Below are 26,417 nucleotides of genomic sequence, written 5' to 3' on the forward strand. Positions count from 1 at the left end.
GTAAGTTTCTCAATCTCTCCGGGGTCACACTGGAGATCAACCGATCGCGATGTCAAGGGGGACGCCTTGAATCGGGGAGCCCAGGCGGGGGAGTCCATGAAGCAGTCGGGGGAATCCATGAAGGGGGAACCCATGAGTGGAGACCCGTCGCTGCTGCGCCGCCTGAACGCGGCCGCCGCCCTGCGCGTGCTGCGTGAGCGCGACGAGATCACCGTGCCCGAACTCGCCGCGCTGATCGGCGTCTCGCGGCCCACGGCGCAGGACCTCACGGCCCAGCTGCTTCGCGAGGGCCGCCTGGTGGAGCTGACGCCCGGCAGCGGCAGCGTGGGCAGGCCGGCCCGCAGGTTCCGCTTCCGTGCCGAGGCCGCCCATGTGCTCGGCGTCGACATCGGCGCGCACAAGATCCTGGTGCACGCGGCCGATCTGCTCGGCCGCACCGTGGCCACCCAGCGCGTCGCCGTCACGCCCGAACTGCCGGGGCCCCGGCGCCTGGACGCCGTCCGTGAGGCGATCGCGGGCTGTCTGGCCCAGCCGGCGGCGGCAGGCGTGCGCCCGCTGGCCACCGGCGTCGGCACCAGCGGCATGGTGGACGCGCGGGGCCGGGTGGTGGAGAGCGACTCGCTGCCGGACTGGACGGGCCGCGACCTGACCCGCGAGCTCGCCGACGACACCCACGGCCCGGTCGTCGTGGGCAACGACATCCAGCTCGCGACCCTCGCCGAGTGCACCGGGGGAGTGTCCGTCGGCGCCCGTGACTGCGTGTACCTGTATGTCGGCAACCGCCTCGGCATCGGCCTGTGGCTGCGCGGCGAGCTGCACCGCGGACACCACGGCGCGGCGGGCGAGATGGTCGCAGAGGACGGCTGGGGGAACTGCTACCAGCGGCTTCTCGACTGGTTCGCGGGCCACGAGGGCGCGGACCGGCCCACCCGCGAGAACGCGGCACGGGCGGTGGTGACCGCCGCGGCGGCCGGTGACGGCGGCGCCCGCTACACGCTGCGCGCGTTCGCCGAGGCGCTCGCCGACAGCCTGGCCCGCCATGTCGCCGTACTCGACCCGCAGTCCGTGGTGCTCGGCGGCGGCATCTCCCGCGCGGGCGCCCTGCTCAGCGAGCCGTTCGCGGAACGGCTCGCCGGGCTCAGCCCCTATGCGCCGACGGTGCAAACTTCCGTACTCGGCGAGGAATCGACCGCAATCGGGGCAGCCCGTCTCGCACTGGAACACATCGATCACGCCGCGCGGAAAAGTCCAACTCTCCAGGACTGACAGGTGGTTGACGGACGGGAGCCGCGCTTCGATGATGTGGCTCTCATTCGGCAAGTTGGCTTCCTAATTAGCCGGATGCCGACTTCCCTATTCCGTCGTGCCGTCAGGCCAGGGAGTACGTGTGACATCCCAAGGAACGCTGCGCAGGCCCAAGGCCGCGTCGCCACCACCCGCGTCAGCCGCGACATCAAAGGGCCCGCAGCGCCACCGCCGCGTCCCGCTCCGCGTCCGATTGCGGAACAACTGGGTGATGCTCGCCCTGATGGCCCCGGGCCTGCTCTTCTTCCTGGTCTTCTTCTACGTGCCGATGCTCGGCAACATCGTCGCCTTCCAGGACTACCAGCCCTTCATCGGCTTCAAGGAAAGCCCGCTGGTCGGCCTCGCCAACTTCCAGGAGCTCTTTGCCGACCCCGCGTTCTGGGAGGCCGTGCGCAACACCCTGGCCTTCGCCGCGCTCCAGCTGATCTTCTTCTTCCCGGCCCCGCTGGCCCTCGCCCTGCTGATCAACAGCCTGGTCAGCCCGCGCATCAAGAAGTTCGTGCAGAGCGTCGTCTATCTGCCGCACTTCATCTCCTGGGTGCTCGTCGTCGCGCTCTTCCAGCAAGTACTCGGCGGCGCGGGCCTGTTGAGCAACTACCTGCGCGACCACGGCATGTCGGCCCTGGAGGTGATGACCGACCCCGGCACCTTCCCCCTCCTGATCACCGGGCAGGTGATCTGGAAGGACATCGGCTGGGGCATGATCATTTACCTGGCGGCGCTCGCGAGCGTCGACCAGTCCCTGTACGAGTCGGCGGCCGTCGACGGCGCCGGACGCTGGCGCCGCATGTGGCACGTGACCCTGCCCGCGGTGCGCGGCGTCACGATCATGCTGCTCGTGCTCCGCCTCGGCGACGTACTGTCCGTCGGCTTCGAGCAGTTCCTGCTCCAGCGCGACGCGGTCGGCGCACGCGCGGCGGAAGTCCTCGACACGTACATCTACTACCACGGCGTCGTCTACGGCGACTGGGGCGTCGGCGCCGCCGCCGGCCTGGTCAAGGGCGTCGTCGGAGCCCTGATGATCTACGGCGCCAACAAGGTCGCCCACGCCTTCGGAGAGCACGGGGTGTACAGCAAATGAGCAGCTTCGGATCCCCCCTGCGCACCCGCGCCGCCCGCGAGGAGCGGCCCGCCTGGGAAGAACCGCCGACGAAGATCGGCTCGACCGCCAAGGCCGTCGTCATCACCGTCATCTGCGCCGTGATGATCCTGCCGTTCGTCACGGTCCTCTCCACCAGCCTGGCCTCCCGCAAGGAGATAACCGAGGCGGGCGGCTTCGTCCTCTTCCCCACGGAGCCGACCCTCGACGCGTACCGCACGATCCTCTCCGGAGGCATCGTCTCGCGCGCCGTCGTCGTCAGCGTCCTGATCACCCTGGTCGGCACGGCACTCTCGCTCCTGACGACGATCGCCCTCGCCTACGCCCTCAGCAAGCGCGGCGTCCCCGGCAGCAAGCCGATCCTCCTGATGGTCCTGTTCACGCTGCTCTTCGTGCCCGGCATGGTCCCGATGTACGTGGTGGTCAAGGAGCTCGGACTCCTGGACTCCTACTGGTCGTTGATCCTCCCCGTCATGATCAACGCCTTCAATCTGGTCGTCCTGCGGGCGTTCTTCATGAACATCCCCGAGGAGCTCTACCAGGCGGCGCGGATCGACGGCGCCGGCGACTGGCGGATCCTGACCCGTATCGTGCTCCCGCTCTCCAAGGGCGTCGTCGCCGTCGTCGGCCTCTTCTACGCGGTGACGTACTGGAACGCCTTCTTCAACGCGATGCTCTACCTCAACGACTCGGGCAAGTGGCCCATCCAACTGGTCCTGCGCACCTACGTGGTGCAGGGCAAGTCCATAACGGGCGACCAGTTGGGCGTCACGAACATGCCTCCCCAGCAATCGATCTCCATGGCGGTCGTCATGATCGCGCTCATCCCGATCCTGCTGCTCTTCCCGTTCCTGCAGAAGTACTTCACCAAGGGCGTGCTCACCGGCGCCATCAAGGGCTGAACCTCCCCGCCCCCTTCCAGACCCTGACACCCTTCGCGGAGATTCCCATGACCGGCATGTCCCGACGCACCTTCCTCAGCCTCTCCACCGCCGTCGCCGCGGGAGCGGCCGCCACCTCGCTGACGGGCTGCGGCTCGTCGACGAAGAAGACGGGCGAGGCGGCATCGTCGAAGGTGAAGCTGCCTTCGTACGTTCCCTTCGCCGGGATCAGTCCCGACCTGGCGCCGAACGCGAAGGGGCTCTCGGCGGGGTTCCTCTCGTACCCCAAGGACCTGGTGCAGAGCGTCGCCAAGACCCCGGGCGACGGCTCGAAGATCACGATGCTCACGGAGATCTGGACGCAGCCGCCGACCCCCAAGGACTCCAACGCGTACTGGAAGAAGCTGGACAAGGAACTCGGCGTCGACCTGACCGCGATCCTGGGCACCGACCCCGGCTACGAGGAGAAGTTCTCCGCGGTCGTCGCGGGCGGCGACCTGCCCGACCTGCTGTGGATTCCGCCCAACCAGGGCATCCAGCACATCGCCGAGCTGCTTGAAGCCAAGTGCGCCGACATCACCGAGTACGTCTCGGGCGACGCGGTGAAGAGATATCCGAACCTCGCCGCGATGACGCCCGCGCACTGGAAGACGGCCGTCGTGAACGGCAAGATCTGGGGCGCGCCCGTCCCGTACCCCGCGTTCGGCCAGGTCTTCGGCGGCAATCCCAAGGTCTGGGCGAAGGCGGACGGCATCCAGGCGAGCAGCCCCGAGGAGTTCCTCGCCAAGTGCAAGGAGGTCACCGGCGACAAGGTCTGGGCCCTCGAGCCGATCTACGTCAACACCGCCAGCGTGATGAGCCAGTGCTTCGGCGCCCCCAACAAGTGGCGGCAGAACAAGGACGGTTCGCTCACCTGGTTCCAGGACACCGACGAGTACCTGGAAGCCCTCAACTTCGTCCTGAAGCTGAAGAAGGCCGGGGTCTTCTACCCGGGCAACCCCAAGATGGCCGACGCGTACACCAAGATGGCGCAGGGCTCGATCGGCGCCTGCGTTTTCGCGAACCCCTTCAACGCCCGCAAGGAAATCCGCGTCCAGGACCCGGAGCTTGCCGCCGAGATCCTGATCCCCTTCGCCGCGGGCGGCCGGAAACCCAACCACCACTACCACCTGGGCACCATCGGCTACACCGCCGTCAAGAAGGGCGACGAGAAGCGGGTGCGCATGCTGCTCGACGTCCTGAACTACCTGGCGGCGCCGTTCGGCAGCAAGGAGCGCGAGTTCCTCGAATACGGCACCGAGGGCGAGGACTTCACGTACGACAAGAACGGCTTCCCCACCCGCACCAAGCAGGGCAAGCAGCAGGTCGAGGGCCTCTTCAGCGGACTGCAGACGTCGACGACCTCGCCCTTCGCGATCATCGCGTCGAGCTTCCCCGGCGACGAGCGCGCCCAGGACGTCAAGGACGTGTACGCCGCCGAGAAGAAGCTCCTTGCGACCGCCATCCAGAACCCGGTGGTCGGCCACTACTCCGACGCGTACACCCAGCACTACGGCCGCATGCAGACCGAGGCGGGGGACCTCGTCAACGACATCGTCAGCGGCCGCAAGAAGCTGAGCGAGTGGAAGCCGTTCTGGGCGGAGTGGAAGAACAAGGGCCTGGACCAGATGGCAAAGGAGTTCGCCCTCTCGATCGAGAAGAGCGCCTGATCCGCTAGCGCGTCTTGTCGCGTACGTCGGCCTTGGCGAGCTCCGACTTCCGGTACGAGTACCCGAAGTAGACGACGAGGCCGACGGCGAACCACACGGCGAACCGCACCCAGGTCTGCCACTGCAGGAACGTGATCAGCCAGATGGAGAAGACGACCCCGATCGCAGGCACCACCGGCATTCCGGGGCAGCGGAACGTCCGCGGCAGATCGGGCTGCCGGTAGCGCAGCACGATCACCGCGATGCACACCACGACGAACGCGAGCAGGATGCCGATGTTCGTCAGCTCGGCCGCCTCGCCGATCGGCAGGAACCCGGCGATGGCGGCCGACGCGAACCCGACGATCCAGGTCACGCGCGTCGGCACATGGCGGGTCTTGTGCGTCTTGGCGAACCACTTCGGCAGCAGCCCGTCGCGCGACATGCTGAACCACACGCGGGTCACGCCGAGCATGAACGTGAACATCACGGTGAGGATGCCGATGATCGCGCCGACCGCGATGACATCGGCGAGACCGCCGAGCCCCACGGACTTGAAGGCGGTGGAGAACCCGCTCTCCGGGTCGATGTCCGTATAGCTCTGCATGCCCGTGAGGACCAGGCACGCAAGGACGTACAACACCATCGAGACGGCGAGGGAGTAGAGGATCGCCTTCGGCATGTGGCGCTGGGCGTCCTTGGACTCCTCGGCGGCGGTGCTCATCGCGTCGTACCCGAAGACCGCGAAGAAGACAGTCGCCGCACCGGTGAACGCCCCGCTGACCCCGAAGGGGAAGAACGGGCTGTAGTTGTCGGTGTTGATGTGGAAGAACCCGACCGCGATCACCACGATCACGACGATGACCTTCAGGATCACGACGACCATCTCGAACCGCGCCGCGTTCTTGATGCCAAGGGTCAGCAGATACGCGATGAGCAGGCAGAGCACCGCAGCGAACAGGTCGACCTGGTGCCCGTCGCCCGTCCCCGGCGCGCCCAGCATCCAGGTGGGGAGCTCGGCGCCCATGTCGTTGAGCAGGAAGGTGAAGTAGCCGGAGATGCCGATCGCGACCACCGCCACGATCGCCGTGTACTCCAGGAGCAGGTCCCAGCCGATGAACCAGCCCGCGAGTTCGCCGAGCACCACATAGCCGTACGTGTACGCCGATCCGGCCTTCGGGATGAGGCCCGCGAACTCGGCGTACGAGAAGGCCGCGGCCGCGCTCGCGACACCGGCGATGAGGAAGGAGATCAGGACGGCGGGTCCGGCCGTGCCGTTGGCCACCGTCCCGGCGAGGGTGAAGATCCCCGCGCCGATGATGCCGCCGATGCCGATCGCCGTGAGCTGCCACAGACCGAGCGACCGGGAGAGGCCGCCGGCCGCTCCCGACTCGGTCTCTTCGATGTGTTCGATGGGCTTGCGGCGCAGTACGCCCTGCCCCATACGGAGTCCCGCCATGAGCTCCACCTCTTCGCAGACGGCCATGAGCTGACGGCGGATCATGATGGCGCAGGCGGGCTCGCGGCGACAGACACCACACCCCTCACATATGTGAGGGTTCAGCACTCTGGCGGGTGACGGCTACGACACGACGGCTATGACACGACGGCTACGGCACCACGGTGACGGGCCAGCGGCCCGCCTTGACCAGGCGTACCGCGACCGATCCGACGATCCGGTGCCCGGCCTGCTCGGAGGCCCCGACGACCACCGCGTCGGCCTTGAGGTCGTCCGCGGCCTTGACCAGACCGCTGTAGGGGTCGCCGCGGAAGGTGTGGAACTCCCAGCGCACGTCGAATATCCCCTTCACCCGCTCGGTCGCCGCCCGGATCTCGGCGATCAGACCCTCGGCGATCTCGTCCGTCGTCTCGGCGACGGGGGCGCCGAGCGCGGCACCGGCGGCCATCACCGGCTGGACGTAGACGACGGCGAGCAGCGCACGCTGCCGTCGGGCGAGCCCTCCGGCGTAGGCGGCGGCCCGGAGCGAGGAGTCCGAGCCGTCGACCCCGACGACGATCACCTTCGGGCCGTCGGTACCGCGTTCGAACTGGTGGGAGTGGTCTTCGGTCACAGCGCAGAGGTTACCCACCCGGCCCTGGAGCCGTCGCCGCTGGTCGGATCGGGTGCATTCGCGGCCCGCCGTGGTGTTGCTGGTCCGCGCGGGACGTCCGCCATGCGACGGATTAGTCATGAAAAAGCATCAAATGACTCCAGGGCGCCGCGCATTGTTGCGCGGCGCCGCTGTCTTCGGTCTTGCCGCCACCGCGGGCTGTGTGGGCACGGAACGGCCCGGCACGCCAGGACCCAAGCCCACCGGCGGGGCGGCGGCCGGTGGACCACCGGCCGCGCGCGCCCTCAAGCCGTCCGCGTACCGCCTCCAGCCGATGGCCGGCTATGGCCCGCCGCACGTCGCCCGCGCCCTGCCGCGCGTACGCCGTGCCCCAATCCTGCGCATGGACGGGCAGGACCGCAGCATGGTGCTGACCTTCGACGACGGACCCGACCCCCGCTACACCCCGGGCATCCTGCGCACCCTGCGCCGGTACGACGTCCGCGCCATGTTCTTCGTGTGCGGGGAGAGGGCCGTCGACAACAAGGACCTGCTGCGCGAGATGGCCGATGAAGGGCATCTGATCGGCAATCACACCTGGTCCCATCCGCTCCTGCTGAAGGTGAACAGGAGCGCGATGCGCGAGGAGATCGAGCGCACCTGCGAGGTCGTCGACGACGCCGTCGGCGAACCCCCGGCCTGGTTCCGCGCCCCCTACGGAGCCTGGAACCGCAACGCCTTCCAGCTCGGCGCCGACCTGGGCATGGAGCCGCTCGCCTGGACCGTCGACACCCTGGACTGGACCGAGCCGGGCACCGCCACGATCATCCGGCGCGTGCGCAACGGCGCGGCTCCCGGGGTCGTGGTGCTCTCGCACGACGCGGGCGGCGACCGCTCCCAGAGCGTCGACGCCCTGCGGACGTACCTTCCGGAACTCATCGAATCGGGCTACCGCATTACGGTGCCGAGCCGCCATTCGATGTAGGTCTGAGCAGGTCGGGCTTTCGCCTGCCCTGTGCCGCGTGCTTTCGGCGAGATCGCCGTCAGCCCCGCACATCCACAAGGCGGGCGAAAACGACGACGTTCCCGTCGTATCCGGCCTGCTTGGAGAAACCGCCGCCACAGGTGATGACCCGGATTTCCGGGGTTCCCTTGTCGCCGTATACGCGATCTCCCGGGAAATTGTTCTTCTCGAACACTTCGATGCCGTAGATCTCGAAGACCGCGGTCTTGCGGTCCCTGCGCAGGACCTCGATGCGATTTCCCTTCCTCAGCGAACCGAGGCCGTAGAAGATGGCGGGCCCCTGCTGATTGTCGACATGGCCGACGAGCACGGACGTGCCCTTCTCGCCCGGCGACACCGCCCCGGTGAACCAGCCGGCCAGGTTCGGGTCCTCCGGCGGCGGCGCGTCCACCCAGCCCTCCATGTCGAGCCCTACGGGCAGGACCGGCGCATCCACCCGGATCCCCTTGATCTGGACCCGGTCGGCGGGCGAGAACGTCAGCGGTGCGACGTCCTTCCTGGCCGCATCGGGCGCCTGGTCCGCCGCGGCCGCCGACGCGGGCTGTGGCGGACCCACGTCGAATTCCCCTGAGCCATTCCGGATCAGCGCGAGGCCGGTCAGCAGAACAAGCGCCATCACGCCCCAGGGCGCGCGCTTCCTCTGCCTTTCCTCCTCTTCGGCCGGCTGGGACGAAAGCATTCTCTGATCCCCTCTCAACGCGGCTTTCGAACCGCGTCCGTTGCGCGTACGAGAACGCTAAGCGCGGCGCGCGCGGTCAGCGACAGAGCAGGAGCGAACGGGTGGCGGCCATACCGGGCGTGCGCCATCCGAGTCGCCCCGGAAAGTTATTTTCTGACGGTCCGTGACCTGCGGCAATATCGGCTTGTGCCTTCGCCCTTCGGCGTGTCGCCTCACCAGTACGGCCGATTCCCGAAATGCGGCTCTGTGCAAGGCATCTGAGGGTCTGTCTGGGAGGCGCTCTCGCCGATCGACCGGGGACGGTTTCCCCGGGGCGTCTTCCGCGGAGGATTCACATGCGTACTTCCCGTATGCGCGCCACCCGTGCTCTGGCGGTCGCCGTCACCGCGGGGGCGGTCGTGGGGCTCGCCGCCCCGACGGCCGCCGCCTGGGACAACCCGTCCAACATCGTCGCCATGCCGAGCGTCATCCCGAGAGGCGGGCAGCTGACGGTCACGGTCGACAACTGCCCGTCCGGCGGTCACATCGAGTCGCCCGCCTTCCCGAGGACGCCCATCAAGCCGATGCCGGGCGGCGGCGGCCACACGGCGACAGGTACCGCGACCATCCACCAACACGCCAACCCGGGCGCGTACGACATCAAGGCCGTATGCGGCGGCAGGGAACTCACCCGCCCGTCCGCCTTCACCGTCATCCACGGCGGTGTCCGCGGTGGCCTCGGCGGCAGCTCCAGCGAGGGGGCGACCACCACCGACATGGCGATCGGCGGGGGCCTCGTGGCGGCCGCCGTGATCGGCGGCGGTGTGTTCTGGATGCGGCGCCGTTCGGAGAACGCGGGGCGCGGCATCTGAGGGCACGTTCCTCTGCGGTTCAGTCCGCCTTCCTGACCGGCGCGTCCCCCTTCCGCGCCGGTCAGGCGCACGCCGCCGCCCGGCAGCCCGTGCGGCGGGCGGGTCAGGAGTTGTCGTCGCCGGTACGGCGGCGCGTCCAGTAGTACGCGGTGCCGAGCGTGCCCACGATCAGGGCGCCGCCCAGAGCGATCTCGTGCAGATCGAGACCGCCGAAGCTGCCGCCGACGCCGGCCTTCACGCCCCGGTGGGCAGGCGTGGTGGGGTGCATGGTCGGGTGGTGCGTGGGACGGCCCGTGGCAATGGTGAGATCCGTCGTCCCCTTCTCGCCCTTGCAGTCGAAGGTCACCTCGTACATCGCGCCGGGTTTGGCGTCCGGGAAGACCTGGGCGTTGACGGACTGCTGCCCATGGGAGATATGGGCGTCGTCGAAGACCCCGGAGGTGACCGTCGTGTCGCCCTGGCAGCCGTCCACGCTGAGCGTGACCTGGCCGCCCGCGGCGATCGTCGACGGGGTGACGCGGAAGCCGAACGACGTGATGTTGTTCTTCGTGTCGCCGTCGTCCGCGACGGCCGCGGTGGGGGCGGTGAGGGTCAGGGCGGTGGCGGCGAGCAGAGTGGCCGAGGCAACGCGTATCGCGCGCATGATGATTCCTCCGGGTCCCCGAGGAGCAGCCGCGGACCTTCTTCCGCTTGCGCCTGAAATGCACCTCGATGCCCGAAACGCTAGGTAGGGACCTGGGCGGCCGCGATCGCTGTCGCGCGAACGGGGCAACCGCGTGGGCCGGACAGGGGAACGGGCCGGGGTGTCGCGGCCTCGATGACGGGATATCAGGGCGTCGGCGGTGTAGCGGCCCACACATGCGGCCCGCCGCCGCGCCACTCCACCAGATGCGGGTCGTCAAGCGCCATGTCGGCGTCGCCGAGTCCCGTACGGCGCAGGAACTCCACCAGGTCCCGGTCGTCGTGGGCGACACCGACGGTCCGCCCCCGCACGGTGACCCGCCGTCCGCCGTCGGAAGCGGGCGGGTGAACGACGATGGGTGTCTGCCAGGCTGCCATGCCACCAGAGTGCGCCGCGCGGGGCCGCGGCGCAGCCCAGTTTGCGGACCTGCGGGGGCGGCCGGTGCCGGTGCGGCGGCCGAACACACCTCGAGGCCTGCGCGGCGCACGGCCGTGGTCGCGGTCCGGAGTCCTAGGCTACGGACGATGATGATCGAGACTGTGGTGTTGGGCGTGGGGGAGACCCTCACGAAAGATGACCGCTACTGGGCGTCCTGGGCGGACTGGCTCGGCGTGCCACGGCACACCGTCTCCGCGCTCGTGGGAAGCGTGGTCACACGGGGGCAGGACGCCACCGACGCGCTGCGCCTGCTCAGTCCGGACATGGACGTCGCCGCCGCGTACCACGCCCGCGAGGTCGCGGGGCGCGGCGAGCATCTGAGCGAGACCGACCTCTATCCCGACGTGCGCCCCGCGCTCGGCGGGCTGCGCAAGCAGGGGATCCGCGTCGTCATCGCCGGGAACCAGAGCCCGCGCGCGGGCGAACTGCTGCGTGACCTGGATCTGCCCGCCGACCTCGTCGTCACGTCGGAGGAGTGGGGCGTGGCGAAGCCCGATCCGTCGTTCTTCGCCCGGGTCGCCGAGGTCGCGCAGGCCGCGCCGGAGCGGACCGTGTACGTCGGTGACCACCCCGCACACGACATCTACCCGGCGAAGGCGGCGGGCCTGCGCGCGGCGCACATCCGGCGCGGGCCCTGGGGCCACTGGTGGGCCGACGACCCGACCGTCGTCCAGAGCGCGGACTGGCGGATCGACAACCTCACCCAGCTGGCATCGGTCGTCGTCGGCTGACTCACCCCCCTAGGTTGTCGAAGAGTGCCCGGAACGGATCCGCGCTGGCCGAGATGCCGCGGCTGTAAGGCGCGTCGAAGTCCCAGATCAGGAAGAGCAGGAAGGCGAACAGGGCCGAGAAGAGCCCGGCCAGGATCAGTTCGCGCGGGGTGCGGCGGATCTGCAGGGCGAAGACCATGCCGATGGTGACCAGGCCGCCGGCGATCAGGCCGAACCACACCACGCCGGGCATGGTGGCCCCCGCGCTGTCGCCTCGGGCGCTGCGGGCGTCGTCGGCGGCGGCGACCTGGTCGACCAGCGGCTGATAGGCCTGCGCCTCGAAGTCGGACTTGGGCACGTAGTCCGTCACGTCGTGGCGGACCCGGGTGAGCAACTCCTGTCCCCGGTCGGTGAGTTCGGCGTTCTCGGCCATGCTGTCCCACTCCGTGTTCACCACGTAGCTGACATACGCGTGGACGTCGGTGCGGATGCGGTCACGGACCTCCTCCGGGTAGACCCGGGCCCGTTCGGAGACCTCGTGCAGGGCCTGGGCCTCGGCGTGGACGTGGTCCTCGGCGACGCTGCGGGCCTCCCAGACCCCGGCGATGGCCAGACCGAGGACGATCGCGTACACCACGCCGATCATCATCGTCATGTACTCGATGACGTCCGGCGTCTCCGACGCGTCGTAATCCGGACTCGTTCTGCGGTGCCGCAGGAAGGCGATGACGAGGACGACGCCGCATGCGGCGAGCATCGCGAGGGTGAGAACAAGCCATTCCGACATGGGACCTCCGGCGGTTCAGCGCGGCCGCAGCGCGGCGGCGGCGAGCACCGCGGGCGCGGTGACGAGCAGGGTGAGCGAGACCAGGGACGGGCCGCTGCGGGGCGGCGTCTTGCGTGGCGCTGTGCGGTACGAGGGGTAACTCACCGGCGCCGGCGCGAGTTTGGGGCGGACGGCCGGCACGGGCTTTGGCGTCGGCTTCGGAGCGGGCTCGGGAGCGGCCGAAGGCGGCGGAGGGGGCGGGGGCGGTGGAGACGGCGGCTCCGGTGCCGGGGGTTCGATCCGTGGCGGGGGAGCCGGGGCGGGCGGCGGCGGTGGAGGGGGCGGAGGCGGCGGTTTCGGGCGGCGCGTGGGACCGGCACTGCACACCACCCCGTCACCCGAGACGGCCACCGCGCCGCCCCCCGAACCGCTGCCGCCCTGATCGACCGATGCATAGGCGCAGTCGGCGAAGGGAACGGCCACGGCGGTGGCCGGCGAACCGATTAACCAGGCCAGCACCAGCAGCGCCAGCGCTCGCGTGACCAGGGCGGATGCGCCCCTTGATGATCCAAGCACGTCAGAGATCATGGGCGCCGTTTCCCGCAGGAACGCCGGTCCGCCCCGATGATGACCCGAAGGTGGGTGCCCATGATCGCGGGATTGACGCCGACAGCTCCAGCGGCCCCCCGCGTACCCGCCCCCTCACAAAAATTATTGGAACCCCGTTGAACGCATCAGCCGCTCCCGCCCGTACCTAGGGCCATGCGTGACCCACTCGGGTGGCGCGAACAGCTAAGCGGACAGCGGGAGTCAACATGCTGCATCTATCTGGGGGTTCCCCCCGGGCCTGGCGGAGCGCCTCGCTCGTAGCGACAGCTGCGGCGATGCTGGCGCTGACGACGGCGTGCGGTCAGGAGAAGGGGGACCAGTCGCCCAACGGACAGAACGTGGGCAACCAGGCCCCGGCCGACGCCGGTTACGGTGCCGGCGACGGGTACGGCGCGGACTCGGGGGACGCGCAAGAGGGAGCGGAGGCCAAGTCGGCGGGCCAACTCGCCGTCTGGGACAGCAAGAAGCTCGGCAAGGTCGTCACCGACAGCGAGGGCCTGACGCTCTATCGCTTCGACAAGGACACCGCCCAGCCGCCCAAGTCGAACTGCGAGGGCGCCTGCGCCACGACCTGGCCCGTCGTGTCGGCCAAGGGCGCGGTCGCCCCGCCCGGCGTCGACGAGTCCCTGATGGGCGAGGTCACCCGGTCCGACGGCAGCAAGCAGCTGACCATCGACGGCTGGCCGATGTACCGGTACGCCAAGGACAAGAAGGCCGGCGACGCCAAGGGCCAAGGCGTGGGCGGCACTTGGTACGCCGCCGCCCCCGACGGCAAGAAGGCGGCGGCCGCCGAGGAGGAGGAGGCGCCGCCGGCCGAGACCGAACCCGTGGACCCGGCAGGTCTTTCCACCAGGAACGATCCGAAGCTCGGCGAGATCGTCGTCGACAAGAACGGCATGACGGTCTATCGCTTCACGAAGGACTCCGCCTGGCCGATGAAGTCCGCCTGCACGGGCGCGTGCCTGGAGAAGTGGCCGGTGGTGCCGCCGGTCGAGAAGAACGACACCAAGGGAATCCTCAAGAAGGGCTTCGTCGTCTTCGACCGGCCCGACGGACAGCAGCAGCAGACCATCGACTGCTGGCCGATGTACACCTTCGCCGGTGACAAGAAGCCGGGTGACACCAACGGCCAGGGTGTGGGCGGGACTTGGTACGCGGCGGGGCCGGACGGAAAGCCAGTCGGCGCGCCGAAGTAGGCCGAACTTCGGCCGAGAAAGGGCGAACTTCGGCCAAGAAAGGGGGACAGCAAGAAGGAGTGCGCGTACGGTCGACCGGTCCGTTCCATTCCCGCCAGGGAGGGTGGAACGGACCGGTTCTTTGGGTTGATATTCGGCACATGCCGCAGGCAGTGACCGAGAACGGACGACCAATTTCCGTTTTGACTCGCTCCCTTGGCGGACGATCAGTAGCCTCACCTTCGAACACCGGCTCGCCTCGCCTACGCCTTGGAGTCCTGATGGAGCGTCCCGCCTGGGCCCCGCAGGGCATCGACATCACGATGCCCAGCGTGTCCCGCATCTACGACTACTACCTTGGCGGTTCGCACAATTTCGAGGTCGACCGGGACGCGGCCCGCAGGGCCATGGAGTTCATGCCGGGCCTGCCCAAGATCATGCAGGCGAATCGTGCCTTCATGCGGCGAGCTGTGCGCTTCGCCGTGGACGAGGGCATCAGCCAGTTCCTGGACATCGGCTCCGGGATCCCCACGTTCGGCAATGTCCACGAGGTCGCACAGCAGGCCGACCCGGACGCCCGCGTGGTGTACGTCGATCACGACCCGGTGGCCGTCGCGCACAGCCGGGCCGTGCTCGAAGGCAACGACAGGGCGGGGATCGTCGCCGCGGATCTGCGCAAACCACGGGACATTCTGGGCAGTTCGGAGGTGAAGGGACTCCTTGACCTCGAGCGTCCGGTGGCCCTTCTTCTCGTCGCCGTCCTGCACTTCGTGGAGGACGCGTACGATCCCTACACAGCGGTCGCCGAACTGCGGGACGCACTCGCGCCCGGCAGCGTGGTCGTCCTCACGCACGCCTCGTACGAAGGGATGCCGATCCCCGCCGAGCAGGCCGGTCAGACCGTCGGCGTGTACAAGGACATCCGCAATCCACTGATCATGCGCTCGCGCGAAGAGATCGCGCGGTTCTTCGAGGGATACGACATGGTGGAACCCGGCCTCGTGCCGATGCCGCACTGGCGGCCCGACACCTCGCCCGAGGAGGAGGATCCGTACGCCTTCTCCGGGTTCGCCGGCGTGGGGCGCAGGGCATGAGCGGGGAAGCGGACGGTCCCGAGGACAGAGTGCGCAGGTTCGCGACGATCTGGAGCCGGGCGATCTTCCCGGTGACCGCCACGTCGCTGACCCGGCCCGAGTTCGAGCTCCAACTGGTGCCGCTGGCCCGGCGGTTGCGTGACGCGCTCCTTGAGCGGGTCTTCGACTCCGGCGAGGGACAGGCGGTCGGCGCCGCGCTGATCGGCACGCACTGCACCGATCCGGAGGCGCTGAGCCGCACCCTGGACTGCGTGGACGCATACCTGGTCCTGTACTGCGGCGAGGAAGGCCGGCAGGAGGATCTGCGAGCCCGCTCCGCGCGGCTCCAGCACGCCGTCGCCGCGGGGTTCGCCGCGGCGCTGCGCGAGCGCACCCTCTCCGAGCAGGAGGCGATATCGCGGGCCGCCCTGAACGCCCGCAGCGTCGTCGCCGAGGCCCTGCACGCGAGCGAGGCCCGCTTCCGCGCGGTGTTCCACGGCGCCGCGATCGGCATCGGCATCGCCGACCTCTCGGGCACGGTCCTGGAGGTGAACGACGCCCTGATCCGGATGTTCGGCGGCCTGGAGAACCAGCTGCGCGGACGCAACGTGGCGGAGTGGACGCACCCCGACGACTCCCCGCACGTATGGAAGCTCTATGACGAGCTGGTGCGCGGTGAGCGCGAGCACTACCGGGTCGAGAAGGCCTTCTACCGGCCCGACGGCACGGTCCTGTGGACCAATCTGACCGTCTCGCTGCTGCGGGACGCGGACGGAGTGCCGCAGTACCAGCTGGCGTTGATGGAGGACACCACCGAGCGCCGGCTGCTCAATCTGCGCCTGCGCTACGAGGCGACGCACGACGCGCTCACCGGCCTGCCGAACCGGACGCTGTTCTTCGAACGCCTGGAGAAGGCCCTTGCCGCGGGCGACGGCGCCCGCTTCGGGCTCTGCTATCTCGACCTCGACGGCTTCAAGACCGTCAACGACAGCCTGGGCCACGCGGCGGGCGACCGGCTCCTGGTGGAGGTCGCCGACCGGCTGCAGTCCTGCGCCACCGCGCCCGGCGAGATGGTCGCGCGGCTCGGCGGCGACGAGTTCGTGGCGCTGACCACGGGCCGCGACACGGAGGCCGAGGTCGACGAGCTCGCCGGGCGCATCATGCACGCGCTGTCCACGCCGATCCGCGTCGAGGGCCGCGAGCTGACCGTGCGCGGCAGCATCGGCATCGTGGAGGGCCCGGCGGGCGAGCGGGGCGCCGCGGAGGTGCTGCGCAGCGCGGACATCACGATGTACCGCGCCAAGTCGGCGGGCGGCAACCGCTTCGAGCTCGCCGACCCGGAGGCCGACGCCCGCGCGATCACCCGGCACGGCCTGACCACCGCGCTGCCCGCGGCCCTGGAGCGGGGCGAGTTCTTCATCGAGTACCAGCCGCTGGTCCACCTCGGCGACGGCAGCGTGCGCGGCGCCGAGGCGCTTGTGCGGTGGCTGCACCCGCAGCACGGCGTCATCGGCCCGGACCGGTTCATCCCGCTCGCCGAGCACACCGGACTGATCGTGCCGCTCGGCCGCTGGGTCCTGGAGGAGTCGGTCCGCCAGGCCCGCACCTGGGAGGCGCGGCACACCGACGCCGGGCCGCTGCGCGTCAACGTGAACCTGTCGCCCATGCAGCTGACCCACCCCGGTCTGGTCTCGGACACGGTGGAGATCCTGGAGCGCGCCGGGCTCGAACCGGGCGCGCTGTGCCTGGAGGTCACCGAGTCCGCGCTGATCGGCGCCGACGACGACCTGCTCAAGCCGCTGCGGCGGCTCGCCGAGATGGGCGTGGACATCGCGCTCGACGACTTCGGCACGGGCTACTCCAACCTCGCCAATCTGCGCCGCCTGCCGGTGAGCATCCTCAAGCTGGACCGTTCCTTCACCCAGGGCATGCAGCACTTCCCGGCCGACCCCGTCGACCTGAAGATCGTCGAGGGGATCGTGTCGCTCGCCCACAGCCTGGACCTCGCGGTGACGGTCGAGGGCGTCGAGACGGGCGCACAGGCGGACCAGTTGCGCGAACTGGGCTGTGACACGGCGCAGGGCTGGTACTACGCCCGCCCTGGCCCGCCGGACCGGCTGCACGAGCTGGCACTCGCGGACGCGACGAGCTGAAGCAGCACAGTGATCCATTGGGTGTACGCCTTCGTCGACCGGCCCGCGGACCGGTTCGCCCGGGCCTGCGCGTTCTGGACGGAGGTCACGGGGACGCGGCTCTCCGCGTTCCGCGGTGAGGACGACCAGTTCGTGACGCTGCTGCCCGAGCAGGGCGACGCGTACGTGAAGGCGCAGGCGGTCGGTGGCGTCGGCGGCGCGCATCTCGACTTCGCGGTGGACGACGTGGCCGCCGCGGCGAGCGCCGCGCGTGAGCTGGGGGCCACCCCCGTCTTCGCGGAGGACGGCCTGGAGGTCCTGCGTTCCCCGGGCGGGCAGCTGTTCTGCGTGGTGCCGTGGCAGGCCGAGCGGGTCCGCCCCGCACCACTGACCGCCCCGGACGGTTCCACGAGCCGCCTCGACCAGGTGTGCCTCGATGTGCCGCCGGGGGCATGGGAGGCGGAGAAGGCGTTCTGGCCCGCCTTCACCGGGTGGTCGTCGCGCCCGGGCTCGCGCCCGGAGTTCCACCTCGTCGAGTCACCGGCGCGGCTGCCGATCCGGATCCTCCTCCAGCGCCTCGACTCGGACGGTCCGGCAGGCGCGCACCTGGACTTCTCCTGCTCCGACCTCGACGCGGCCCGCGTCCGGCACGAGAAGCAGGGCGCCGAGGCGGTGTCGCGAGGCCCGCACTGGACCGTGATGCGGGACCCGGCGGGCGGGACGTACTGCTTGACGATCAGGAACCCCGAGACGGGCAGGTTGAATTAAGCGGACCCGAGGGTGGGCGCCCCGAAGGGGCGCGGGGAACTGCGCGACAAGCCCCCACCGGACCCGCAGCCAAATCACCACCTCCCACCGGCCCACACGCAAATCACCGCACCCCCGGCGGAGCCAAAAGCATCCGCTGAAGCTCCCGCGCAGCCCGCGGCGGCGCCACATCGCTGCGGTGGGCAAGCGCGATCGTCCGGTGCAGGCCAGGCCGGGCAAGCGGCGTCATCCGCAACCCGCGCCCGGCCCGCTCGGCCACCATCCGCGGCACGACGGCCACCCCGAGCCCTGCCTGGACAAAGCCGAGCACCGCATCCATCTCGCCACCCTCGACCGCGAAATCCGGCTCGAAGCCCGCGGCGCGACACGCGGCGACCGTCAGCTCCCGCAGGTCGTACCCGTGCCGGAACATCACAAGGCGATGCTGCTCCAGATCCGCGACCCGCACCGTCTTGCCGAGCGAGGGCGCATCCGGTGAGGACACCACGACAAGATCCTCCCGCAGCAGCTCCACGGTCGTCAGGGCGGGGGACGGGCTCGGCAGCGGAAGGACGACCAGGGCCAGGTCCAGGGCGCCGCGCGCCAGTTCGCGTACGAGGTCGTGGGAGCCGCCCTCCTCCAGGAGGAGCTGGATGCCGGGATGCTGGTCGTGGAAGGCGCGCAGCACCTCGGGCAGGAGTCCGGTGCAGACGCTGGGCGTGGCGCCGAGGCGGATCCGGCCGCGCCGCAGCTGGGCCAGCTCCTGCACCTCGATCCGCGCGGTGTCGGCGTCCGCGAGGATCCGGCGGGCCAGCGGAAGCAGCGCCTCGCCGGCGTCGGTCAGGGCGATGTTGCCCCGTGCCCTGCTGAACAGCTCGGCGCCCAGCTCCTTCTCCAGGGCGCGGACCTGCTGGGAGAGGGACGGCTGCGAGACGTGCACCTGCTCGGCGGCGCGGGTGAAGTGCCTGGTCTCGGCGACGGCGACGAAGTAGAGAAGCTGCTGGAACTGCATATACGGCAGGGTACGGCCGATGATAGCCAATCGCTATGGAGATGAGCTGAACCATCTCTTGGACCGATCGGGACCTTCGGCCTTAGCGTCTGCGTCATGGCTCTGGCAACGCGGACGGACCGACGGCCGTCGATGACGCGCACGATCTGGGACTCATCCGTCGGCAAGAAGACGGTGATGGCGGTGAGCGGCCTGATCATGCTGCTCTACCTGGTCGTGCACATGATCGGTAACCTGAAGATCTTCTTCGGTCCGGAGGAGATCAACCACTACGCCCACTGGCTGCGCACGGTCGGCGAGCCCTTCATGCACTACGAGTGGACGCTCTGGCTGGTCCGCGTCGTGCTCGTCGTCGCCGTGGTCGCGCACGCCGTCTCCGCGTACCAGCTGAGCCGCCGCGACATCAGGGCGCGCCCCACCAAGTACGTGCACAGGAAGGCGGGTTCGAGCTTCGCGACGCGCACGATGCGCTGGGGCGGGATCATCCTCGCCCTCTTCATCGTCTGGCACATCCTCGACCTGACGACCGGCACCGTGCACCCGGGCGGCTACGAACACCTGCACCCGTACCAGAACATCATCGACACCTTCTCGACCTGGTACGGCAACGTCATCTACATCGTCGCGGTGGTCGCCCTCGGCTTCCACGTCCGGCACGGTCTCTGGAGCGCCGCGCAGACGCTCGGCGCGGGAAAGGCGACCCGCGACCGCGCCCTCAAGATCATCGCCAATGGCCTCGCGCTGTTCCTGACGGCGGGCTTCGTCGTCGTACCCGTGGCCGTCATGACCGGAGTGGTGAGCTGATGAATTCGTATGCCGAGTACGTGACCGGCGAGCCGGTCGTCGACTCCAAGGCGCCCGCCGGTCCTGTCGCCGAGCGCTGGGACACCCGCCGCTTCGAGGCCAAACTGGTCAACCCGGCCAACCGGCGCAAGCACACCGTGATCGTCGTCGGCACCGGCCTCGCGGGCGGCTCCGCCGGCGCCACGCTCGCCGAACAGGGCTACCACGTCGTCCAGTTCTGCTACCAGGACTCCCCGCGCCGCGCCCACTCGATCGCCGCGCAGGGCGGCATCAACGCCGCCAAGAACTACCGCAACGACGGCGACTCCGTACACCGCCTCTTCTACGACACCGTCAAGGGCGGCGACTTCCGCGCCCGCGAGTCCAATGTGCACCGGCTCGCGCAGATCTCCGTCGAGATCATCGACCAGTGCGTCGCGCAGGGCGTCCCGTTCGCCCGCGAGTACGGCGGTCTGCTCGACACCCGCTCCTTCGGCGGCGTACAGGTCTCAAGGACCTTCTACGCGCGCGGCCAGACGGGGCAGCAGCTGCTCCTCGGGGCGTACCAGGCGCTGTCCCGGCAGATCGCCGCGGGCAACGTCGAGATGCACCCGCGCACGGAGATGCTGGACGTCATCGTCGTCGACGGGCGGGCCCGCGGCATCGTCGCCCGCGATCTGATCACCGGCAAGATCGAGACACATTTCGCCGACGCGGTGGTCCTCGCGTCCGGCGGCTACGGCAACGTCTTCTACCTGTCGACGAACGCCATGAACTCCAACGCCACGGCCGTATGGCGGGCCCACCGGCGCGGCGCCTACTTCGCCAACCCGTGCTTCACACAGATCCACCCCACCTGCATCCCGCGCACCGGCGACCACCAGTCCAAGCTGACGCTGATGAGTGAGTCGCTGCGCAACGACGGCCGGATCTGGGTGCCGAAGGCCAAGGGCGACGACCGCCCCGCCAACAAGATCCCCGAGGACGAGCGCGACTACTACCTGGAGCGCATCTACCCGTCCTTCGGCAACCTGGTGCCCCGCGACATCGCATCGCGCGCCGCCAAGAACGTATGCGACGAGGGCCGTGGCGTCGGCCCCGGCGGACAGGGCGTCTACCTCGACTTCGCGGACGCCATCCAGCGCATGGGCAAGAAGAAGGTCGAGGAGAAGTACGGCAACCTCTTCGACATGTACGCGCGGATCACCGCGGAGAACCCGTACGAGACGCCGATGCGGATCTACCCCGCCGTGCACTACACGATGGGCGGACTGTGGGTCGACTACGACCTGCAGACCACCGTCCCCGGCCTGTTCGCGGTCGGCGAGGCCAACTTCTCCGACCACGGAGCGAACCGGCTCGGCGCCTCGGCCCTGATGCAGGGCCTCGCCGACGGCTACTTCGTCCTGCCATCGACGATCAACGACTACCTCGCACGCAACCCGCACCACGACGCGGTCACCGACGAACACCCCGTCGTGCGCGAGGTGCTGACCGAGACCGAGGACCGGCTGGCCAAGCTTCTCGCGGTCGACGGTGACCGCACGCCCGACTCCTTCCACCGTGAACTCGGCGAGCTCATGTGGGAGTTCTGCGGCATGGCGCGTACGGAGACGGGTCTGCGCAAGGCTCTGGAGCGCATCCCGCAGATCCGCGAGGAGTTCTGGCGCCGCATCAAGGTCCCCGGCACCGGCGAGGAGTTCAACCAGTCCCTGGAGAAGGCGAACCGCATCGTCGACTACATCGAGCTCGCCGAGCTGATGTGCCTCGACGCCCTGCACCGAGCCGAGTCCTGCGGCGGCCACTTCCGCGAGGAGTCCCAGACCCCGGACGGCGAGGCGGCCCGCGTGGACGAGGAGTTCTCGTACGCCGCCGCCTGGGAGTTCACCGCCACCGGTGATGCCCCAGTCCTTCATAAAGAAGACCTCGTCTTCGAGTACGTCCACCCCACTCAGCGGAGCTACGCATGAAGCTCACCCTGCGCGTCTGGCGCCAGCAGAACGCCGACGCCGACGGCGCCATGTCCACGTACGAAGTGGACGGCATCTCCTCCGACATGTCGTTCCTGGAGATGCTCGACACCCTCAACGAAGAGCTCATCGTCAAGGGCGACGACCCCGTCGCCTTCGACCACGACTGCCGCGAGGGCATCTGCGGGGCCTGCTCGCTCGTCATCAACGGCGACGCGCACGGCCCGGAGCGCACCACCACCTGCCAGTTGCACATGCGGTCCTTCAAGGACGGCGACACGATCGACATCGAGCCGTGGCGTGCCGCGGCCTTCCCAGTCGTCAAGGACCTGGTGGTGGACCGCTCGTCCTTCGACCGCATCATCCAGTCCGGCGGCTACATCAGCGCCCCGACCGGCGCGGCCCCCGAGGCGCATGCCGCGCCCGTGCCGAAGCCTGACGCGGACTTCGCCTTCGAGCACGCGGAGTGCATCGGGTGCGGCGCCTGTGTCGCCGCCTGCCCCAACGGCTCGGCGATGCTGTTCACTTCGGCCAAGGTGAACCACCTCAATGTCCTGCCGCAGGGCGCTCCAGAGCGCGAGACGCGCGTCCTTGACATGGTGGCGCAGATGGATGAGGAGGGCTTCGGTGGCTGCACGTTGACCGGCGAGTGCGCCACCGCTTGTCCTAAGGGGATCCCGTTGCCTTCCATCGCGGCGATGAACAAGGAGTGGTTGCGGGCCACTCGGAAGGTCAGCCGCTAGTCAGTCTGTGGGGCGGTTGGGATCTGCGGGTCCGTTGTGGCTTGTCGCGCGGTTCCCCGCGCCCCTGCGGGGCGCGTACCTTCGCGGCATGTATCCGGGAGCGTACGACCCTGCCAGGCCGGCCGTCGTCACCGCCGATGGCACACGGACCCTCAGCTACGGACAACTCGAAGAACGCTCCCTGCGGCTCGCGGATCATCTGCGGGCCGCAGGCTTGCGTCGGGGCGACCACTTCGCCCTGCTGTGCGACAACGACCCGCGCGCCCTGGAGGTCTACTGGGCCGCCCTGCGCTCGGGCCTCTATCTCACCGCCGTCAATCACCACCTCACGGCCGACGAGGCCGCCTATATCGTCCGGGACTGCGGGGCGAAGGCACTGATCGTCTCCGGCTCGCTCGCCGAACTCGGCGCGACCGTCCTGGAGTTGGCGGGCGGCCCGCCGATCGTGCTCGGCCTCGACGACGGAACGTACGAGAAGGCCCTGGAGGCCGCGTCCGCCGAGCCGCCCGCGCACCAGCCGCGCGGCACCGACATGCTCTACTCCTCCGGCACCACCGGGCGCCCCAAGGGCATCAAACCCGCGCTGCCCGAGGGCGATGTGCGCGAGGAGCCCAGTACGTACACGCTCATCTTCCAGGCGATGTACGGCTTCGGCGAGGACACCGTCTATCTCAGCCCCGCACCGATCTACCACGCGGCGCCGCTGCGGTTCTGCGGGGTCGTCACCGCGCTCGGCGGCACGGTCGTCCTGATGGACGCCTTCGACGCGGAGGGCGCCCTCGTGGCCGTGCAGCGGCACCGGGTCACGCACAGCCAGTGGGTGCCAACGATGTTCGTAAGGATGCTGAAGCTGCCCGCGCCGGTGCGCGAGCGCTACGACCTGTCGTCGATGAAGACCGCCATCCACGCGGCCGCGCCCTGCCCCGTCGAGGTCAAGCGGCGGATGCTGGAGTGGTGGGGGCCGGTCCTGTACGAGTACTACTCCTCGACAGAGGGCAACGGCATCACGTTCATCTCGCCCGAGGAGTGGCTGCGCAAGCCCGGCTCGGTGGGCCGGGACGGCTTCCTCGGCGGGCTGCGGATCTGCGACGACGCGGGAGTGCAACTGCCGGTCGGCGAGACCGGGATCGTCTACTTCGAGCGCGACGACCTGCCCTTCCGCTACCACAACGACGAGGGCAGGACCCGCGAGGCTCAGCACCCGGTGCACCTCAACTGGACCACCACGGGGGACATCGGGCACGTCGACGACGACGGCTATCTCTTCCTCACGGACCGCAGGGCGTTCATGATCATCTCCGGGGGTGTGAACGTCTATCCGCAGGAGGCCGAGGACTGCCTCGTGCTGCATCCGGCGGTCGCGGACGTCGCGGTGATCGGGGTGCCGGACGCGGAGATGGGCGAGGCGGTCAAGGCGGTGGTGCAGCCGGCCGACGGGGCGGCTCCGGGGCCGGACCTTGAGCGTGAGCTGATCGAGTTCGTGCGGGAGCGCATCGCCCACTACAAGGCGCCCCGCTCCGTGGACTTCGCCGACTCGCTGCCCAGGACGCCCGCCGGGAAACTGGCCAAGTCGCGGCTGCGGAAGGCGTATTGGGACTGACGGCTCGCGGAAGCGGCTGGAGATCGACCGTCTCGGCATCGTGCGGGTTCATGATGTCGCGCACATCCGTACCCATCAAGTCGCGCACGCCCGTACCCATCCCCGTACCCATCAAGGAGAATCCCGTGGCTTCCACCATCGCATCGATCGAGATCCCCGCACCGGCCGACCGCGTCTGGCAGCTCATCGGCGGCTTCGACGCGCTGCCCGACTGGCTGCCCTTCATCCCTTCCAGCGAGTCCAGCGAGGGCGGCCGCGTACGCACCCTCACGAGCGAGGGCGGCGACGTCATCGTCGAACGGCTGCTGACCTTCGACGAAGAGGCGCGCACGTACAGCTACTCCATCCTCAAGGCCCCCTTCCCCGCCGCGGACTATGTGGCGACCCTCAAGGTGCACGAGATGCCCGGCCAGGACGCCTCCCGTGTGGAGTGGTCCGGCGTCTTCACACCGGTGGGTGCCGGCGACGACGAGGTCGTCGCGCTGTTCCACGGCATCTTCAGCGACGGGCTCGCGGCGCTGAAGCAGAGCCTCGCAGCCTGAGTGATCTACTGATCCCGGGACCCGGGGGCCATCCGTCAGACCCCAGCAGGAGGTACGCAGCATGCTCGTCGATCTCTCCGGCAAGACCGCCCTCGTCACCGGCTCCACCCAGGGAATCGGGGCGGCCATCGCGACCGGCCTGGCCCGGGCGGGCGCGCGGGTCGCGGTGAACGGGCGGTCCGCGGCATCCGTCGACAAGGCCGTGGAGCGTCTGAAGGACGAGCACGGCGGAGCCGCATTCCTCTGGGCCCCCGGCGACATCTCCACCGACGAAGGCGCCCGTCAGGTCTTCGACGCCGTGCCCCAGGCGGACATCCTCATCAACAACCTCGGCGTCTTCGGCGCCGCACCGGCCCTCGACATCAGCGACGACGAATGGCGCCGCTACTTCGAGGTGAATGTGCTGACCGCGGTCCGGATGATCCGCCACTACCTGCCGGGCATGAAAGACCGCTCCTGGGGGCGGATCCAGAACATCGCCAGCGACTCGGCGCTCGTCACGCCCGCCGAGATGATCCACTACGGCACGTCGAAGACCGCGCTCCTGGCCGTCTCCCGAGGCTTCGCGAAGGAGGCCGCCGGTTCGGGCGTGACCGTCAACTCCGTGATCGCGGGCCCCACGCACACCGGCGGCGTGGAGGACTTCGTGTACGAGCTGGTCGACCCCGCCCTGCCCTGGGACGAGGCGCAGCGGGAGTTCATGGTCAAGCACCGCCCGCAGTCGCTGATCCAGCGGCTCATCGAGCCGGAGGAGATCGCCCACATGGTCGTCTACCTCAGTTCGCCGCTCGCCTCGGCGACGACGGGCGGTGCGCTGCGGGTCGACGGGGGTTACGTCGACTCCATCGTTCCGTAGCCGCGACCTCCGAGTTATCCACAGGAATTTCCCGTTCCGGATGTTCTGCGCCGTTTGGTCTAGCGTGATCGTCAACGGAAGGACAGGAAAAGGCAGGACAGGAGAAGGCAGGACCGGAGAGGACGGGGGAAAGCGGATGCACGGGGGACTGCCGTTCACGGCTTCCGTCCCAGCGATCAGCAGGTGGGACTTGCCGGTGCCGGAGTCGCCGATCAGGCAGAGGGCTCATCCTTCTTGACCCATTCCTCCACGATCGTGGGCATCACCGGCCCCGGTCCCCGTCTTGAGGCGTACGGGCGCGATGAGCGCAGGGCGCCTGCGCGCGTGGCGCCCGACCTGCCGGACGGATCCTGACCACAGCCGGTGGCGGCGCCGGTCGGGGCAGGCCGGGTGGAGTCACCCGTTCGGCGGGCGCCCTGAGCGCGACAACGTCGTTGTGGACTGCGTGACGGTGCACGATGAACATCGCGTCGGCGGCAGGGCGCGTCACGCCGAGCGCCCTGGCCGCCCGTGCCGCCGGGCTCACCCGGGAAGACGACATCATCGCCGAGCACATACGGCACACCGTCGATCTCCTGCTGGACCGCTCCCGTGTCCTTGCCGACCAGGTCACCGCGGGTCAGACGGCCGTAGTGGGCCTGTCCTACCGGCTGGCCGACGGCAGCGTCCAACTCGTCACCACCCGCGGCCCGCTGACAGAAGCAGCCGCCCACGGCCCGGCAGCCTGAACTGCCCATCGGGCGGCTGGTCGTGGGCGCGCAGGAGTTGTTCAATGCCCTGGATCTTGGTGGGCTGTTGCCCAGCCACCTGGCGTAGTGGGTCGGCAGGACCTCAACGCTGTCGCTGGCGTGCTGGGTGCACACAGTCGGGTCGGTCGCTCGCACACAGCGTCACTGCATCAGAATGCACCGATGGTCCAAACACTGTGCTCGATGCGCCGGTGTCCGGCCACTGGTGATTCGTGTTGGTGCGACGAGCCGCGCGGCCGGAGGCTCGGGGGC

The 26,417-nt window shown here is 69.3% G+C and carries 25 protein-coding genes and 1 pseudogene; 18 read left to right on the forward strand and 8 right to left on the reverse strand.

The annotated features are described in order from the left end of the window. Nucleotides 1–132 precede the first annotated feature (132 nt). The 4 genes from OG453_RS36010 (at nucleotide 133) to OG453_RS36025 (ending at nucleotide 4,994) form a co-directional block, all read left to right on the forward strand. The gene (locus OG453_RS36010) at nucleotides 133–1,266 is read left to right on the forward strand and encodes an ROK family protein (protein WP_266872748.1); all 1,134 of its coding nucleotides are present in this window, start codon (nucleotides 133–135) and stop codon (nucleotides 1,264–1,266) included. A gap of 121 nt (nucleotides 1,267–1,387) precedes the next feature. Beyond that, nucleotides 1,388–2,386 (forward strand): sugar ABC transporter permease, encoded by a 999-nt coding sequence (locus OG453_RS36015; protein WP_266872749.1) that lies wholly within the window; start codon nucleotides 1,388–1,390, stop codon nucleotides 2,384–2,386. After that, the gene (locus tag OG453_RS36020; protein ID WP_266872750.1) at nucleotides 2,383–3,306 is read left to right on the forward strand and encodes a carbohydrate ABC transporter permease; all 924 of its coding nucleotides are present in this window, start codon (nucleotides 2,383–2,385) and stop codon (nucleotides 3,304–3,306) included. Before OG453_RS36015 ends, OG453_RS36020 begins: the two co-directional genes overlap by 4 nt. Before the next feature lie 47 nt (nucleotides 3,307–3,353). Continuing rightward, nucleotides 3,354–4,994, forward strand: coding sequence for an extracellular solute-binding protein (locus tag OG453_RS36025; protein WP_266872751.1), 1,641 nt, complete (start codon nucleotides 3,354–3,356; stop codon nucleotides 4,992–4,994). A 4-nt stretch (nucleotides 4,995–4,998) separates the two neighbouring features. On the opposite strand, the gene OG453_RS36030 is transcribed toward OG453_RS36025, so the two are convergent. Both OG453_RS36030 and OG453_RS36035 read right to left on the reverse strand, forming a co-directional pair. Beyond that, nucleotides 4,999–6,432, reverse strand: coding sequence for an amino acid permease (locus OG453_RS36030; protein WP_266872752.1), 1,434 nt, complete (start codon nucleotides 6,430–6,432; stop codon nucleotides 4,999–5,001). Nucleotides 6,433–6,583: 151 nt separating this feature from the next. Then, nucleotides 6,584–7,045: a universal stress protein gene (locus OG453_RS36035; protein WP_266872753.1), complete on the reverse strand. Its 462-nt coding sequence runs from the start codon at nucleotides 7,043–7,045 to the stop codon at nucleotides 6,584–6,586. Nucleotides 7,046–7,163: 118 nt separating this feature from the next. Between OG453_RS36035 and OG453_RS36040 the strand changes: the two genes are divergently transcribed. Then, on the forward strand, nucleotides 7,164–8,009 hold the full coding sequence (locus tag OG453_RS36040; RefSeq protein ID WP_266872754.1) for a polysaccharide deacetylase family protein: 846 nt from the start codon (nucleotides 7,164–7,166) through the stop codon (nucleotides 8,007–8,009). A 58-nt stretch (nucleotides 8,010–8,067) separates the two neighbouring features. Here OG453_RS36040 and OG453_RS36045 read toward each other — a convergent pair whose 3' ends face one another. Further along, nucleotides 8,068–8,727: a class F sortase gene (locus OG453_RS36045; protein ID WP_266872755.1), complete on the reverse strand. Its 660-nt coding sequence runs from the start codon at nucleotides 8,725–8,727 to the stop codon at nucleotides 8,068–8,070. 350 nt (nucleotides 8,728–9,077) lie between these two features. Here OG453_RS36045 and OG453_RS36050 point away from each other — a divergent pair, with 350 nt between their 5' ends. Beyond that, nucleotides 9,078–9,578 (forward strand): hypothetical protein, encoded by a 501-nt coding sequence (locus OG453_RS36050; RefSeq protein ID WP_266873255.1) that lies wholly within the window; start codon nucleotides 9,078–9,080, stop codon nucleotides 9,576–9,578. Between the two features lie 103 nt (nucleotides 9,579–9,681). On the opposite strand, the gene OG453_RS36055 is transcribed toward OG453_RS36050, so the two are convergent. Together OG453_RS36055 and OG453_RS36060 are read right to left on the reverse strand one after the other, a co-directional pair. Then, entirely contained in the window at nucleotides 9,682–10,221 is a 540-nt protein-coding gene (locus tag OG453_RS36055; protein WP_266872756.1) for a hypothetical protein, read from the reverse strand. Nucleotides 10,222–10,406: 185 nt separating this feature from the next. Next, the gene (locus OG453_RS36060; protein WP_266872757.1) at nucleotides 10,407–10,637 is read right to left on the reverse strand and encodes a hypothetical protein; all 231 of its coding nucleotides are present in this window, start codon (nucleotides 10,635–10,637) and stop codon (nucleotides 10,407–10,409) included. A 150-nt stretch (nucleotides 10,638–10,787) separates the two neighbouring features. Between OG453_RS36060 and OG453_RS36065 the strand changes: the two genes are divergently transcribed. Then, complete coding sequence (locus tag OG453_RS36065) at nucleotides 10,788–11,429, forward strand: HAD family hydrolase (RefSeq protein ID WP_266873256.1); 642 nt, start codon at nucleotides 10,788–10,790, stop codon at nucleotides 11,427–11,429. A 1-nt stretch (nucleotide 11,430) separates the two neighbouring features. Here the strand turns inward: OG453_RS36065 and OG453_RS36070 are convergent, their stop codons facing one another. Both OG453_RS36070 and OG453_RS36075 read right to left on the reverse strand, forming a co-directional pair. Beyond that, nucleotides 11,431–12,195, reverse strand: coding sequence for a DUF4239 domain-containing protein (locus OG453_RS36070; protein ID WP_266872758.1), 765 nt, complete (start codon nucleotides 12,193–12,195; stop codon nucleotides 11,431–11,433). Nucleotides 12,196–12,210: 15 nt separating this feature from the next. Then, a complete protein-coding gene (locus OG453_RS36075; protein ID WP_266872759.1) occupies nucleotides 12,211–12,339 on the reverse strand; it encodes a hypothetical protein in 129 nt (42 codons plus the stop codon). A gap of 650 nt (nucleotides 12,340–12,989) precedes the next feature. Here OG453_RS36075 and OG453_RS36080 point away from each other — a divergent pair. From OG453_RS36080 to OG453_RS36095, 4 genes are all read left to right on the forward strand, one after another. After that, nucleotides 12,990–13,979 carry an SCO0930 family lipoprotein gene (locus OG453_RS36080; RefSeq protein ID WP_266872760.1) on the forward strand — a complete coding sequence of 330 codons (990 nt, stop codon included), beginning with the start codon at nucleotides 12,990–12,992 and terminating at the stop codon, nucleotides 13,977–13,979. A gap of 260 nt (nucleotides 13,980–14,239) precedes the next feature. After that, a complete protein-coding gene (locus OG453_RS36085) occupies nucleotides 14,240–15,052 on the forward strand; it encodes an SAM-dependent methyltransferase (RefSeq protein WP_266872761.1) in 813 nt (270 codons plus the stop codon). Then, a complete protein-coding gene (locus OG453_RS36090; protein ID WP_266872762.1) occupies nucleotides 15,049–17,184 on the forward strand; it encodes a bifunctional diguanylate cyclase/phosphodiesterase in 2,136 nt (711 codons plus the stop codon). Before OG453_RS36085 ends, OG453_RS36090 begins: the two co-directional genes overlap by 4 nt. 9 nt (nucleotides 17,185–17,193) lie before the next feature. Continuing rightward, entirely contained in the window at nucleotides 17,194–17,931 is a 738-nt protein-coding gene (locus OG453_RS36095; RefSeq protein ID WP_266872763.1) for a VOC family protein, read from the forward strand. A 103-nt stretch (nucleotides 17,932–18,034) separates the two neighbouring features. Here OG453_RS36095 and OG453_RS36100 read toward each other — a convergent pair whose 3' ends face one another. After that, a complete protein-coding gene (locus OG453_RS36100; RefSeq protein ID WP_266872764.1) occupies nucleotides 18,035–18,922 on the reverse strand; it encodes a LysR family transcriptional regulator in 888 nt (295 codons plus the stop codon). Nucleotides 18,923–19,054: 132 nt separating this feature from the next. Here OG453_RS36100 and OG453_RS36105 point away from each other — a divergent pair, with 132 nt between their 5' ends. The 7 genes and pseudogenes from OG453_RS36105 to OG453_RS36135 form a co-directional block, all read left to right on the forward strand. Continuing rightward, nucleotides 19,055–19,726: a succinate dehydrogenase gene (locus OG453_RS36105; protein WP_266873257.1), complete on the forward strand. Its 672-nt coding sequence runs from the start codon at nucleotides 19,055–19,057 to the stop codon at nucleotides 19,724–19,726. Beyond that, nucleotides 19,726–21,675, forward strand: a complete 1,950-nt coding sequence (locus tag OG453_RS36110; protein ID WP_266872765.1) for a fumarate reductase/succinate dehydrogenase flavoprotein subunit — start codon at nucleotides 19,726–19,728, stop codon at nucleotides 21,673–21,675. The genes OG453_RS36105 and OG453_RS36110 overlap by 1 nt, the downstream gene beginning before the upstream one ends. After that, complete coding sequence (locus tag OG453_RS36115) at nucleotides 21,672–22,418, forward strand: succinate dehydrogenase/fumarate reductase iron-sulfur subunit (protein ID WP_266872766.1); 747 nt, start codon at nucleotides 21,672–21,674, stop codon at nucleotides 22,416–22,418. Before OG453_RS36110 ends, OG453_RS36115 begins: the two co-directional genes overlap by 4 nt. Nucleotides 22,419–22,506: 88 nt before the next feature. Continuing rightward, on the forward strand, nucleotides 22,507–24,018 hold the full coding sequence (locus tag OG453_RS36120; RefSeq protein WP_266872767.1) for an acyl-CoA synthetase: 1,512 nt from the start codon (nucleotides 22,507–22,509) through the stop codon (nucleotides 24,016–24,018). A gap of 125 nt (nucleotides 24,019–24,143) precedes the next feature. Beyond that, nucleotides 24,144–24,560, forward strand: coding sequence for an SRPBCC family protein (locus tag OG453_RS36125; protein ID WP_266872768.1), 417 nt, complete (start codon nucleotides 24,144–24,146; stop codon nucleotides 24,558–24,560). Between the two features lie 61 nt (nucleotides 24,561–24,621). Further along, entirely contained in the window at nucleotides 24,622–25,416 is a 795-nt protein-coding gene (locus tag OG453_RS36130) for an SDR family NAD(P)-dependent oxidoreductase (RefSeq protein WP_266872769.1), read from the forward strand. A gap of 482 nt (nucleotides 25,417–25,898) precedes the next feature. Continuing rightward, nucleotides 25,899–26,144: pseudogene (locus OG453_RS36135) on the forward strand (carbonic anhydrase); the annotation flags it as partial. Between the last annotated feature and the right edge of the window lie 273 nt (nucleotides 26,145–26,417).

Source organism: Streptomyces sp. NBC_01381 (genome assembly GCF_026340305.1).
Classification (GTDB): domain Bacteria; phylum Actinomycetota; class Actinomycetes; order Streptomycetales; family Streptomycetaceae; genus Streptomyces.